Genomic DNA, 12860 nt, shown 5'->3' with positions numbered 1-12860 from the left:
TTCCGCGGAGGGGTCAACGCGCTTCCTGTCCTTGGGCGGCTGTTCGTCGGACGACGGTGACGGTGAGAAGCAGGGCGAGGGCGGCTGTGGCGCAGAGCATCCACAAGCCGATGGCGTAGGACTCTGTGCGACCGTACACGTAGCCCATGACCAGGGGCGGTACGAAGCCGCCCAGGCCGCCGGCAGCTCCGACGAGCCCGGTGACGCCGCCGACGCGGGACGGTTCGGTGACCTTGGCGATGAGGGCGAAGGTGGCCCCGCTGCCGGATCCGAGTGCGGCGGCCATGGCGAGGAAGGCGACGGTGCCGATGCCCCGCAGGGGCGGGGTCCCCGCCGAGATGCCTGCGCACACCACGACCACGCCGAAACCGGCCGCGAGCACCGGGATCGCCCCCACCTTGTCTGCGAGCCAACCCCCGACCGGGCGCATGACAACGGCGACGAGCACGAAGCCCGCCATTCGGCTGGCGGCGTTGTCGGGGGTGAGGTGGTGGGCGGTCTTGAGGTAGGCGGGGAGGTAGACCGAGAACGCCACGTACCCACCGAATGCGACCGCATACAGGAGGCATGCCTGCCAGGTGATCGGGAGCCGGGCGTTCGCGGAGATCCGTGAGGCGAGGGAGGTGGTGGGCACGGCCCTGCCGGGTGCGTCACGCAGGATCACCCAGGCGGCGACGGCATACACCGCCAGCACGGCGGCCGTGATGAGGAAGGGAGACCTCGCACCGAGGTGAGCCGTGAGCTTGACCGTGGTCAGGGCGCTGATGGCCGTTCCGCCCATGCCGGCGCCGAAGACGCCAATGGCGAGGCCGCGCTTTTCCGGTGGGAACCAAGCGTTGACGAAGGGGACGCCCACGGCGAACGCCGTGCCTGCGATCCCGAGGAAGAAGCCGCCGAGGAGGAGCAGTGCGTACGACTCGAGCGCGAAGAAGGCGATGAACAGGATGGGCAGGATCGTCACGCCCGAGACGATGGGGAACATCACCCGGCCGCCGTACCGGTCGGTCAAGCCGCCGACGACGATGCGTCCCAGCGAGCCAACCACGACCGGCACTGCCACCAGCAGCGCGACGTCGGACTCGCTGAGCTCACCGAGTGATCCGGTCGTGCGGAAGAGTGGACCCAAGGGGCTGATGAGCGCCCAGGCCCAGAAGTTCACGGCGAAACCCAGAGTGGCCATCGCCAGCATCACCCACGGCGACCCGGTTCCCAAGCCGGACGGGTGCACACCGACCGGAGGAGAAGTCGCCTCGCTTCCACTCGGCGGCCGTGGCTCGTCTGCTTCGACGCCATGACCGGAAGATGCGACGGCCTCGCTCGCCATGTCCAGTCTCCTCGATGTCCATCGGCGGCGGGCGCCACGCGAACCAAAGATAGGGAAGTTTCTTGGCCTGACTAGTGCCAAAGGTCCCTTGTTTCGGGGATGTCACGGGCGAGGGTGTGCGCTGGCAGGTCGGTAGACATGGCGAGTGCGCGAGGCCGCTCGAGCGACAGAGTGAAGGACCGAGGATGCTTGACTAACTGCTTGACAACTGGAGCGCGTCCGGGTGGGCGCAGGCGAACGTCGGGGGACTGGTTTCGTACTCACACGGACGTCGAGGCAGGTTCGCGGATGGTCTGGGAATGCTTGACACGGAAGAGGTCACTGGTTCAAACCCAGTATCGCCCACCAATACGAAACAGCCCCTGACCTGCGAAAACGCGGGTCAGGGGCTGTTTCGTTGCCAGGTTCGAGGGGCCAAATCTGACCTCTTCCCTGCTGATGAGTGACTAAGTCCCTCGCGCTCACTCCTTGCAGCTATCCATGGAGGTCTGCTGTCGTGCGTAGGGATGCTGTGGCGGCCGGCACCGATCGGCCGATCTTGGGTCCACTCACTGCTGACTTCTTCTGTGAGCTGAGCGCATTCGGGCCGACGACGCCGAGGAGGTCATCAGGCACCGGCAACAGGTCTACCGCGCGCAGACCGAACCCCTCATGGCCGTGTACCAACGTAGGAGCCTGGTCCAGGTCGTCGATGGACGGCGCGAGATATTGGAAGTCGGCCAACGATGCCTGAAGGCGATCAGCGGGGCGGGGGCTGCCTCCATGTAGCGGCCAATCGCCGAGACCAACGGGAAACGGCCCCTGCTCCAGCAACGGAGATCAGGGGCCGTTTGGGTTGACGAGGTCGTTCACAACGACGCGTAGAGCGCTTCCTCGAAGTCGCCGTAGAGCTTCCAAGCGTCGTCACGGGTGATGAACGGCAACGAGTTCGTGTAGATCGACGCGCAGATCCCAGTCGTCCTGTCTATGAAGAAGTGAGTGTTGAACAAGCCGGCCCACGCGCCGCTGCCGGCACGACGCCGCCCCGGGACGTCGCTCATGTTGAGCAGGAGGCCGTAGCCCCACTTGTTGCCGGGTCCGGCATACATCGTGTCGGTGATCGGAGGGTCCGCGGTGGGGATCTCCGCAGGGAAGTCGAGGTCGCCGATCTGGTTGGAGAAGGCCGCGTCCACCGTCGCCTCCTTGAGGATCCGCGTGCCGTCGAGCTCGCCACCGCGCAGCAGTGCTCGCTCGAACCGGATGTAGTCCTTCGGGGTCGAGTAGAGGCCGTGACCACCCGCCCACCAGTCCGGCTCCTGGTTGAGGATCTCGCCCGCGGACGTCCAAGCGCCGTCGTCACCCTTGACGTGCACTGTGACTGCGTTGGCGGTCCTGGCCTCGTCGAGCCGGAACATGGTGTCATCCATGCCGAGCGGCCCGGTGATGCCGTCCCGGATGACGTTGTCGAGTGTCGTGCCCGCCACAGACTCGACGACCTTGCCGAGCCAGTCGGTGTTGATGCCGTAGACGTACCGGGTGCCCGGGTCAGCCACCAGTGGCGCCTTGAAGGCGTCTGCGGAGCCGGGGACGACGTTCGGGATGCCGGTCGCTGCCTCGTACTTCACCAGATCGGCATTCCAGAACCAGTAGGCGAGACCGGAGGTGTGGGTGACCAGCTGGTGCACGGTCGCTTTGCTGGCAGGGTTCCGCAGGATGGGTGTGTCGCCGTCGAACCCTTCGAGAACCTTCACGTCAGCGAACTCGGGGCAGTACTCCTCGACAGGGGCGTCGAAGTCGAGCTCACCTCGCTCCTTCTGCTGCAGGGCCGCTGTCGTTGCCACCATCTTGGTCATCGACATGATCCGGAACTGCGTCGACGTTCCCACCTGGTCGTCGGACTCGCCAGCTATGCGGACGCCAGCGCCGCCTTCATAGAACACTCCGTCGGCATCCGCTGCGATCGCCGCGACGTGCGGGACTGCGCCGCGGTCAACTGCGTCTCGCAGAACTGAGTCGATGCGGTCGGCGTTGATGGTTCTGCTCACGTCGAAACCTCCTGAACGGGCGGGGCCGCGCCGTTGCGGCCCGCATAACGGCACGGTCCCGCAGGTCCGTCTCGCCCGGAACCGAAGAACGGACGCGGAATCATACGGATTGACCGCCAAATGGCGGGGTGTCGAGTTCCCTACCGCCGAACTCTCGCCAGTGCGTGCACGACGGACTAGCGTGCCCGACAGCGGTGAGATTCGACCCACGCGTGAAGGAGAGGCGATGCCTGCAAGTGGGGTGGTGCGTCCCGACTTCGACGCCGAGCTCCGCGGCGGGCTTGCAGTGGTGGGCGGAATGTTCCCACCCACGATCACGCCCGACCTCGTGTCCTTCATGCGGGTCTCGTACGCGTCACCACCGATCGACGACCTCCTACGTGAGCGCCGTATCGGGCGCGCGGACGTCACCATCGAAGGCCATGGCGGCGACCCCGTCGAGCTGTCGGTACTCACGCCGCCGGGGCATGGGTCGAGGTCAGGTCCCCGGCCCGCTGTCGTCTACGCCCACTCCGGGGGCCTGATGTTCGGCGACCGGTTCAGTGGCATCGACCTCGTCCTGGACTGGGTGGACCAGCTCGGTGCGGTCCTCGTCACGGTGGACTACCGGCTCGCCCCCGAGTTTCCGGACCCCTACGGCCGCGAGGACATGTATGCCGCCCTCAAGTGGACGGCCGTCCATGCCGAGGACCACGGCATCCGCCCCGACCGGATCATGGTGGCAGGCGCGAGTGCGGGTGGCGGGCTCGCCGCCGGCATGGCTCTGGCGGCGCGCGACCGCAGCGGTCCGGAGCTGTGCGGCCAGGTGCTCGACTACCCGATGCTCGACGATCGTTGCGTCTCACCCTCCACCCACCAGTTCGACGGCATCGGTGTCTGGGACCGGGTCAGCAACGAGACCGGGTGGGCGGCATTGCTGGGTCCGGCCCGGGGCACTGCTGATGTGTCGCCGTATGCGGCCCCGTCACGGGCCGCTGACCTGGCGGGGTTGCCGCCTGCGTTCATCGACGTCGGGGCAGCCGAGATCTTCCGCGATGAGGCGATCGCGTACGCCGACGGCATCTGGCGTGCGGGCGGTGACGCCGAGCTCCACGTCTGGTCGGGGGCCTTCCATGCGTGCGACATCTTCGCGCCGCATACGGCCGTGGGGCAGAGCATGATCCGAACGCGCAACGCGTGGGTCGAGAAGATCCTCGCTGACTGACGCGGCACCCAACTGAACGCCACACGAGAGAGGGCAAGGCATGCAAGAGCTCCTGGGCCGTATCGCGCGGCTGGACCCCACTGCGAGTCTTGGTCTGCGGGTCATCGCCTGCTTCGACGAGCTGGTGGTCGGGAACGTCAACACCCGGGCCTTGCTGTCGGCTGCGGCGTCGCTCGCCGGGTGCACCGCCGGCTTCCGACACGACCCTTCGGCGCGCTCGGAGCGGATCACCCCGCGTGGGCAGAACGCCCCCGTGCCGAGTCACCCCTCGGCGGCACCGACCGACGCGGGCACGTCGGACAACCCTTGGCCGACCGCCTCCGCGGATGGCCTCACCGTCTGGTTGGAGCGGGCCGGCCCTGGACTGCCCAACGACGCGATCATCCTCGAGCGGCTCGCCCTTGCGGTACGCATCAGGCACGGCCGAGGCCGCACGGGAGCCGACAATCGTCGCGATCTCGGTCTGCTCGTCGACTCCGCCGTGCCCCTCGAACAGCGAACGACCGCCGCCGGTGCCCTCGGTCTCACGTCAGGTCGGCGGTACCGCGTTCTTGCGGCCCCGCTCTTCGCGGTGTGGCGTGAGCATCCCAGCGGTCCTGAGGACGTCGTGCCCACAGTGCACGGGCCAATACACGTCCTGATCGTCCCTGAGCACGCTACGACGGTGGTGGCGAGCCCGGTCGGGGTCGGCACGGCCGCCGTGATCACCGAGCTGCACCACTCCTTCCGGACCGCGCTGGTCTCCTTGAGGCTCTGCGAACCTCCGGCCGTCGGCGTGGTGCACGCCGACGACTACGGCAGCCTCATCGAGCTCTTGGCCCAGCTGCCGGAGGACGCACCCCACTCCGACGCCGAGGGTCTGGCGGAGCTCGCCGACCACCCTTGGGGCCGTGCGACCATCGACGCGGTCGTCCGGTCGCAGTCGGTGCGTCAGGCTGCGCGTGCTGCCGGTGTCCACCACAGCACCATGCAATCGCGTGTGGACACCATCATCAAGACGTTGGGCTACGACCCGTTCGAGGGCTTCGGCAAGTCCCGCCTGGGTATGGCCTACCTGTTCTGGAGGCTGTGTCACTCTCGCGTGCTCGACCTCCCAGCGCCTGCGGTCTCGTCGGGTTCAGCCTCGCTGGCCTAGAGCCCAGGAGGTCATCACGGCGGGAACCGAGATGGCACGTGAGGCGAGGTGTTTGCCCCGACAAACCTCTCGGCCGGACGGGAGCGGGAGCGGGAGCGGGAGCCAAACTCTGCGCCGACCTGCGAGGTGAGTGACTAAGTGAGTGACAACCGGTGCGGATTTGGACGGACGTCTGGGGACTGCGGGGGAGTGGTTTGTGCTCAGACGGATGCCGGCGGACGGCTAAGGACGGTGTGAAAGTCGTTGACACGGAAGAGGTCACTGGTTCAACCCAGTATCGCCCACCCATACGACACAGCCCCTGACCTCCGAAAACGCGGGTCAGGGGCTGTTTCGTTGTCTGCCCTGAGGTTGGACTGATCTCTTCTCTGAAGACCTCGCGTCCTTGACTAGCTCGCTCGCTTCGACAAGATGTGGTCGGAGACGCGCCAGGCGTTGGCCATGATGGTGAGTGTCGGGTTCGCCCCCGTGGCTGTGGGGAACGGCGAGCCGTCGACGACGAACAGGTTGTCGATCTCGTGGGCGCGGCAGTTGCGGTCCAGGACGGAAAGCGCAGGGTCATCGCCCATCCGAGCGGTGCCGTGTTGGTGCGAACAGTTGCCGGTCACCTGCTCGGCGTAGACCCGGTCGACCTGCTTCGCTCCTGCAGCGTCGAGGATCTCCCCGCACCGGTCGACGAGGAACCTGCCCTGGTCGATGTCGTTCTGGTGCGTCTGGAGGGTGATGCGGGCGACCGGTAGACCCCAGGCGTCCTTGACCTCGGGGTCGAGGTCGACCCGGTTGTCGTGCTGCGGCATGTCGTGGAGGACCATGGCCACCGCCATGCTGTGGCTGAAGTGGTCTCGGTCGTTCTGCTTGGCCTCAGCGCCCCAAGTGGGTCGACCCGGCAGTCCCCAGTTGATGGGGAGGGGGATGCCGACGCCTGCGGCGGCGATGTGCCCTCCGCTGACGAAACCCCTCGACTCGTCGTGCTCGTAGAACTGGAAGCTGCTCGCACTGACGTAGCCGCCACCGGCCCAGGCGTTGATCGGGTCCTCGAAGGTGCCCACCGACGCGCTGTACTCGTGGAAGGTCACGTTGCGGCCCACGAGGTCGCTGCCATTCGCGAGGCCGTTGGGAAATCGTGCGGACGACGACAGCAGCATCAGACGGGCAGTCTCCACGGCGCCACAGGCGAGGACGAAGACATCCGCCTCCTGTTCGACCAGACGACCTTCGGAGTCCTCGTAGACGGCGCTCTTGATGCGTCCCTGAGAATCCACGGTGAGCTCGCGGACGTAGCAGTCCGCCCGGAGGTCGTACCGACCCGTGGCGACGGCGTCAGGGATGAAGACGTTCAGGGCGCTGGACCGGGTGCCACTGGGATCACCGTGCTGCTGCGCGAAGGCGCTGATGACCGTGGCGGGCCGTCCGTTGAACGGCTGCGACAGTGCTGCCTGCGGAGTGGGGAACGAGTTCCACCCCAGCTCTTCGCAGCCGAAGTGGAACTTCTCGGCATAGCGGGACTGTGGCATCGGCGGGCAGGGGTAGCCGCGCGAACGGAAGGACTCGAACGAGTTCGCACCGGCCTGTCCCGAGACGCCGAAGGCCCACTCCACCTTGTCGTAGTACGGCTCGAGCTCAGCGTACGTGATCGGCCAGTCGGCGAGCGTGGTGCCGGCGAGCTCGCCGGCGATGCTGCGCAGGCGGAAGTCGTTCTCGGTGAACCGGGGGAGCCACCCCTGCCAGTGGACCGTGCCGCCGCCGACCATCTGCGGGACGGGGCAGAAGAGGTCGACCTCGGCGTCGCTGTCAGTGTCACGCCGTGAAGTGCGAGGGTTCAGCAGCGGGTCGGGCCACAGGTTGTAGCGGTTGACGTTGGCCAGCTCGTCCCCGCCGAACGACTCCTTAGTGCGCCACGGTCCCTTCTCCAGGGCGACCACGCGCATGCCGCCCTCGGTCAGCACCTTGGCCGCCGCTGCTCCGGAGGCGCCGGCTCCGATGATCACGGCGTCGACCTTCTCGGGCCTGGTCGCGGGGGTGGTCATGAGTGGTCCTCCAGGCTGCGGTGGGTGGGGTTGTCCGAGAAGTACTGGCGGGTGGTGTAGCGGCCGCTGTGCACCTCCGCGAGGTCCTTCGGACCGGGGAAGCCGATGGTCTGCCAGCCCACCTGGCCCCGGTTACCGCCATAGATCGGATCGGAGAGGAAGCCCTGGCGGGTGTGGGCCACGAGCAGTCCGAAGAAGTCGAGGTCGGACTCGGCACTGGTCTGCTGCAGCGCCGGCTCGTCGGGGCCGCCGTAGTTGATGGTGGCTGCCGTCGAACCCCGCTCCAGACCGTGCAGGACGTCGTCCTGCTCGGTCTCACCGAGCTCTGCGAAGGCGCGTGCGTGGGCGAGCTCGGCACGCCTGTCGAGCTCGGCGACTCCCGCGACGTACACCGCACGCGCGTGGTCGACCCGCTGTTGCCAGGCCTGCGCCTGCAGGCCGGTGAGCGTCTCGAAGCCGCTGCCGTCAGGCAGTGCGTAGATGTAGCCGATGCCTGACAGGTAGCGGTCGAGGAAGTCGATGGTGCCGGCCTCACGCGCGCCCGGTGTGTCGTCGGTGGGGATGATGCGGGCCATTGCCGCCTCAAGGGTCTCGCGCTGGTGGGCGTCGAGGAAGGTGTCGGCCATGGGGGCCTCCGTTCCAGTCGTCGGGATCAGGCGATGATGAGTGGTCGCAGGGTCCGGTGGGCGACGAGGAGCCCGGTCTCGATGCGGCCCTCGCTGCCGCCCCATACGGGGTCTTCGTGCTCCACGGACAAGACGCCGTCGAACCCGCCCTCGTAGAGCGTGTCGACGATGCGGTTCCAGTCGACCTGGCCGCGGCCGGGAACTCGGTAGCGCCACCAGCCGACGTTCCACGGGTCGGCGCTCTTGTCGGCGATGCCGGGCCAGCCGAACCGGTTCCGCTTGTGAGGGAAGAGCTCGATGTCCTTGGCCTGAGCGTGCGCGACCCGGTCCACGTAGGGGCGCAGGGCCTCCACGGGGTCGATGCCCATCCAGAGGAGGTGGGACGGGTCGTAGTTCAGGTACAGGCCCAGCCCGAACATCCACTCCCACAGCTCGGGCGAGTACGCGAGGTTGCCGGGGTAGCCGTCGGGGTGCCAGCCCTCCATGACGCAGTTCTCGATGACGAGCTTCACGCCCTTCTGGCCCGCGTGGTCCACGAGCCGCGGGAAGATCCGCTCGGCCTCACGGAGGTTCTCTGCGACGGTCTGGCCGGGGTGGCGGCCGATGAACGTACCGACGGTGGGAACGCCGAGCATGGCAGCAGCGTCGATGCACGCGATCACGTGGTCGTTGACGGCCTGCCGCTCCCGGGGGTCGGGGTGGAGGTTGTTGTCGTAGAAGGCCAACGAGGACAGCGTGATCCGGTGCTCCTCGAACAGCGAGCGCGTTCTCTCGGCGTCACCGTCCGTGAACGACTCGGCCGTGATGTGGCTGGCCGTGAACGGACGATCGCCGAGCGCCGGCCACGCGGCCACCTCCAGTGCCTCGAAGTCGTGCTCCGACGCCCATCGGACGATGTCGTCGAGCGACCGGTCCGGCAGGCAGGCAGTCAGGAATCCGAGCTTCATGAGGGCACCTCCACCCATGAGTCCTTCATGGCCGAGGCCAGGACGGCCTCGGTGATGACGGCGGCCCGGTGGCCGTCGCTGAAGCTGGGCAGCCCCTCGGGGCGCGGACCGGACACCGCGGCATAGGCATCTGTCATGAACGCGGTGAAGCTGTCCTGGTAGCCGTGCGGGTGCCCGGCTGGCAGGCGTGAGTAGTCGGCGCCGCCACCGGCGCTGAACGTGTCCGGTCCCCGGGGGATGACCTGGCTGGAGGAACGTCCGCCGATCCACAGCGAGTCGGGAAGCTCCTGGTCGAAGACGTATGCCGCGTCGGTGCCGTCTAAGGAGAACCAGAGCTTGTTCTTGCGACCGAGGGACACCTGGCTGGCCACCAGCGACCCAGTGGCACCGCGGTCGGTCTCGAACAGGATGACAGCCCCGTCCTCGGTGCTGACCACCGAGTCGGACTCGTCACCCTTCCGGCTCGGGTGAGCCTGGGACAGGCGGGACACGAGGCGCGTGATGCGGTGCCCGGTGGTGAACTCCATGACGTCGCACCAGTGGACGCCGATGTCCCCGAAAGCTCGGGACCCTCCGCCCTTGGCCGGGTCCACGCGCCAGTTCGTCTCCTGCGAGCTGGAGAGCCAGTCCTGGAGGTAGGAGCCGTGCAGCATCCACAGGGCCCCGGCCTGGCCGCTCGAGATGCGGTGCCTTGCTTCGAGGACGGACGGGTAGAAGCGGTAGATGAACGGCACCGCCGTCACCGCGCCCGTGGATCGCGCCGTCTCTGCCAGTAGCGCTGCGTCCTCGGAGGAGGTGGCCAGCGGCTTCTCGCAGATGACCGCCTTGCCCGCCTTCATCGCGGCGAGCGCCAGGTCGAAGTGGGTGTCGTTCGGGGTGCAGATGTGCACGACGTCGATGTCGTCCGACGCGATGAGTGCCTCGGCGGACTCTGCGCTCGAACGGGCTCCGAGCCTGGTGGCGGCGAGTGCGGCGGCCTCGGGGGAGTGGTCCGCGACCTGCATCACGACACCCCCGCTGGCTCGCACGGCGTAGGCGTGGACACCACCGATGAAGCCGCCGCCGATGATCCCCGCTCTCAGGGTGGGCACGTCGGTCACTTCTTCCGGGCGAGGGCGACGGCCAGGATGATGATCACGCCGCGGACGACCTGCTGCTGGCTGCTGTCCAGCCCGGCCAGGATCAGCCCGTTGTTGATGAGGCCGATGAGCAGCGCTCCGAACAGCGTCCCGACCACAGAGCCGGCTCCGCCGAACAGGCTGGTACCACCCAGGATCACTGCCGCGATCGCGGACAGCTCGTCGCCAGCACCCCACTGGAACCGACCGGACTGAAGCCGCCCGGCGTAGAGCATGCCTGCGACGCTGGCCACCGTCGCGGAGAGCAGCAGCACCTGGAACTTGATCCGCCGGGTGTTGACGCCGGTGAACTGGGCCGCGGTGCGGTTGCCGCCAGTGGCGAGCACCTGGCGGCCGAAGCGTGTCTTGGCCAGGACGATGGCGCCGATCGTCACGAAGATGGCACTCCACGCGAGCAGGCCGGGGACCGGGCCGAAGTTCCCGCCGCCGAAGATGAGGTTGAAGGTGTCGCTCAGGATGGGCTGCGGCGCCGAGCCGGTGATCCATTGCGCCACCCCCGCAGCGATCCCGAGCATGCCCAGGGTGACGAGGAAGGACGGGATGCCCAGCAGGCTGACCAAGGCGCCGTTCACGGCACCGACCGCAAGGCCCACCGCGAGTCCGGCGAGGACCCCGGGGACCAGACCCCAGCTGGACAGGGCCATGGCCGTCACGACGCTCGACAGCCCGGCCACGGATCCGACGGACAGGTCGATCTCGGCGCAGGCGATGACGTAGGTCATCCCGACGGCGATGACGGTGATGGTCGCGGTCTGGCGGAAGATGTTGAGCAGGTTGTTCTGGGACAGGAAGCCCTCGTCCCGCAGCAGCACGGCGAAGAACGCGAAGACCACGACGAAGCCGATGTAGATGACGTACCGCCGCCAGTCGATCGTGGACAGGCGGCTCTGGAAGGAGGCCCCGGACGAGGTCTCCTCGGTGGATGTGATGGTGCTCATGGCTCAGACTCCTTGAACGGCGAGTTGGAGGGATTCCTCGTCAGCGATCTCGCTGCGCCGCAGGTCGCGGGTCACGGAGCCGTCACGCAGGATGAGGATGCGGTCACTGACCGCAAGGAGCTCGGGATACTCCGAGGAGATGACGATGACGGCCTTGCCTGCATCGGCCAGGGCGCGGACCATGTCGAGGATCTCCGACTTGGTCCCGATGTCCACCCCTGCGGTGGGCTCATCGAGGATGAGGACGTCGGGTTCGGTGCCCAGCCACTTGGCGATGACGACCTTCTGCTGGTTGCCTCCCGACAAGAGGCGGATGGGCCGACCGGGGTTGGCCGCCTTGATGGCGAATCGTTGGATCAGGCTGGAGGACAATGCCTTTCCTGCTTTCCCATCGAGCAGCGGACCCTTCCTGAGCTTGCGCAGCAGGGGGAGCAGGAGGTTCTCGCGCACGGAGTGGTCCAGGACCAGTCCCTGCTCGCGACGGTCCTCCGGGACGAGCGCCAGCCCGTGGCCGATGGCGTCGCGTGGGTCGCTGATCGTGACCTCCTTGCCACGCAGCCGGATGGTCCCGCTCGTGGCCTTGTCGATCCCGAAGAGGGTCCGGGCGAGCTCGGTGCGTCCGCTGCCCATGAGGCCTGCCAGCCCGAGGATCTCGCCGGCGTGGACGGTGAAGGAGACGTCACGCACCAACGGACCGCTGGTCAGTCCGACGACCTCGAGCAGCGCCTCGCGCTGGTCCAGGCCCTCGCGCTCGCGATAGCTCAGCTGCCCCTCGATCTTCTTGCCGACGATTCCCTCGACGATCTGCTCGGGCGTCACGTCAGCCAGGGGCTCGGTCAGGAGCCGCTGCCCGTCGCGCAGGATAGTGATGCGGTCGGCGATGCGGTAGATCTCGTCCATCCGGTGGGAGATGTAGATGATCGAGATGCCCCTGGCCTTGATCCGACCGATGAGGTCGAACAGCGCCTCGGTCTCATGCTTCGCCAGGCTGGCGGTGGGTTCGTCCATGATCAGGACCTGGGCATCCTGTGCCAGCGCTTTCGCGATCTCGGTCAGCTGCCAGTAGGCGGTCCCGAGGCTGGCGACCGAGGCCTTCGGGTTGACCGAGACCTCCATGTCGGCGAAGACCTCCCGGGCCTGCGAGACGGCGGCCCGGTCGTCGATCAGGCCGAACCTTCCGGACGGCTCGTCTGCGAGATAGATGTTCTGGGCCACCGTGAGGCTGGGCACCAGACTGAACTCCTGGAACACCATGCCGATGCCCGCGGCCCGCGCACTCTGGATGGAGGTGATGTCGACGGGAGCGCCGTTGACGCGGATGCTGCCCGCATCGGCCCGGTAGACCCCCTGGAGGATCTTCATCAGTGTCGACTTGCCAGCGCCGTTGCCCCCGGCAAGAGCGTGAACCTCGCCTCGGCGGACGTCGAAGTCGACGTCCTTCAGCACGACGACGCCGTCGAAGGCCTTGTGTATGCCGTGCATCTCGACCGCGGTGG

General features: G+C 67.5%; 10 protein-coding genes. 2 read left to right on the top strand and 8 right to left on the bottom strand.

The genetic code is table 11. The annotated features are described in order from the left end of the window. Positions 1-13: 13 nt before the first annotated feature. Both ASD62_RS02730 and ASD62_RS02725 read right to left on the bottom strand, forming a co-directional pair. Positions 14-1180, bottom strand: coding sequence for an MFS transporter (locus tag ASD62_RS02730; RefSeq protein ID WP_235529169.1), 1167 nt, complete (start codon positions 1178-1180; stop codon positions 14-16). 992 nt (positions 1181-2172) lie between these two features. After that, positions 2173-3348 (bottom strand): serine hydrolase, encoded by a 1176-nt coding sequence (locus ASD62_RS02725; RefSeq protein ID WP_056914653.1) that lies wholly within the window; start codon positions 3346-3348, stop codon positions 2173-2175. A gap of 226 nt (positions 3349-3574) precedes the next feature. On the opposite strand from ASD62_RS02725, the gene ASD62_RS02720 reads away from it, so the two are divergent. After that, positions 3575-4552, top strand: a complete 978-nt coding sequence (locus tag ASD62_RS02720; protein ID WP_200956842.1) for an alpha/beta hydrolase — start codon at positions 3575-3577, stop codon at positions 4550-4552. A gap of 40 nt (positions 4553-4592) precedes the next feature. After that, complete coding sequence (locus ASD62_RS02715; protein WP_056914652.1) at positions 4593-5687, top strand: hypothetical protein; 1095 nt, start codon at positions 4593-4595, stop codon at positions 5685-5687. A gap of 389 nt (positions 5688-6076) precedes the next feature. Here the strand turns inward: ASD62_RS02715 and ASD62_RS02710 are convergent, their stop codons facing one another. Genes ASD62_RS02710 through ASD62_RS02685 form a run of 6 tightly spaced genes read right to left on the bottom strand, consistent with a single transcriptional unit; the run spans position 6077 to position 12846 of the window. Next, a complete protein-coding gene (locus tag ASD62_RS02710) occupies positions 6077-7714 on the bottom strand; it encodes a GMC family oxidoreductase (protein ID WP_056914651.1) in 1638 nt (545 codons plus the stop codon). Beyond that, positions 7711-8340, bottom strand: a complete 630-nt coding sequence (locus tag ASD62_RS02705; protein ID WP_056914650.1) for a gluconate 2-dehydrogenase subunit 3 family protein — start codon at positions 8338-8340, stop codon at positions 7711-7713. Before ASD62_RS02705 ends, ASD62_RS02710 begins: the two co-directional genes overlap by 4 nt. A 26-nt stretch (positions 8341-8366) precedes the next feature. Further along, positions 8367-9287 carry a sugar phosphate isomerase/epimerase gene (locus tag ASD62_RS02700; RefSeq protein ID WP_056917114.1) on the bottom strand — a complete coding sequence of 307 codons (921 nt, stop codon included), beginning with the start codon at positions 9285-9287 and terminating at the stop codon, positions 8367-8369. After that, complete coding sequence (locus ASD62_RS02695; protein WP_200956841.1) at positions 9284-10378, bottom strand: Gfo/Idh/MocA family protein; 1095 nt, start codon at positions 10376-10378, stop codon at positions 9284-9286. Before ASD62_RS02695 ends, ASD62_RS02700 begins: the two co-directional genes overlap by 4 nt. Before the next feature lie 5 nt (positions 10379-10383). Then, a complete protein-coding gene (locus ASD62_RS02690; protein ID WP_056914648.1) occupies positions 10384-11364 on the bottom strand; it encodes an ABC transporter permease in 981 nt (326 codons plus the stop codon). Positions 11365-11367: 3 nt separating this feature from the next. Then, complete coding sequence (locus ASD62_RS02685) at positions 11368-12846, bottom strand: sugar ABC transporter ATP-binding protein (RefSeq protein ID WP_056914647.1); 1479 nt, start codon at positions 12844-12846, stop codon at positions 11368-11370. Positions 12847-12860: the final 14 nt, after the last annotated feature.

The sequence above is a fragment of the Phycicoccus sp. Root563 genome, from assembly GCF_001427915.1.
In the GTDB taxonomy this organism is placed as follows: Bacteria; Actinomycetota; Actinomycetes; order Actinomycetales; family Dermatophilaceae; genus Pedococcus.
The sequence above is the reverse complement of the archived record's forward strand: the minus strand, read 5'-3'. Positions and strand labels throughout refer to the sequence as shown.

Coding starts and splice junctions, on each gene's coding strand:
- ASD62_RS02690 (WP_056914648.1), bottom strand. CDS start 11,364: ATGAGCACCATCACATCCACCGAGGAGACCTCGTCCGGGGCCTCCTTC.
- ASD62_RS02720 (WP_200956842.1), top strand. CDS start 3,575: ATGCCTGCAAGTGGGGTGGTGCGTCCCGACTTCGACGCCGAGCTCCGC.
- ASD62_RS02730 (WP_235529169.1), bottom strand. CDS start 1,180: ATGGCCACTCTGGGTTTCGCCGTGAACTTCTGGGCCTGGGCGCTCATC.
- ASD62_RS02700 (WP_056917114.1), bottom strand. CDS start 9,287: ATGAAGCTCGGATTCCTGACTGCCTGCCTGCCGGACCGGTCGCTCGAC.
- ASD62_RS02710 (WP_056914651.1), bottom strand. CDS start 7,714: ATGACCACCCCCGCGACCAGGCCCGAGAAGGTCGACGCCGTGATCATC.
- ASD62_RS02685 (WP_056914647.1), bottom strand. CDS start 12,846: ATGCACGGCATACACAAGGCCTTCGACGGCGTCGTCGTGCTGAAGGAC.
- ASD62_RS02705 (WP_056914650.1), bottom strand. CDS start 8,340: ATGGCCGACACCTTCCTCGACGCCCACCAGCGCGAGACCCTTGAGGCG.
- ASD62_RS02715 (WP_056914652.1), top strand. CDS start 4,593: ATGCAAGAGCTCCTGGGCCGTATCGCGCGGCTGGACCCCACTGCGAGT.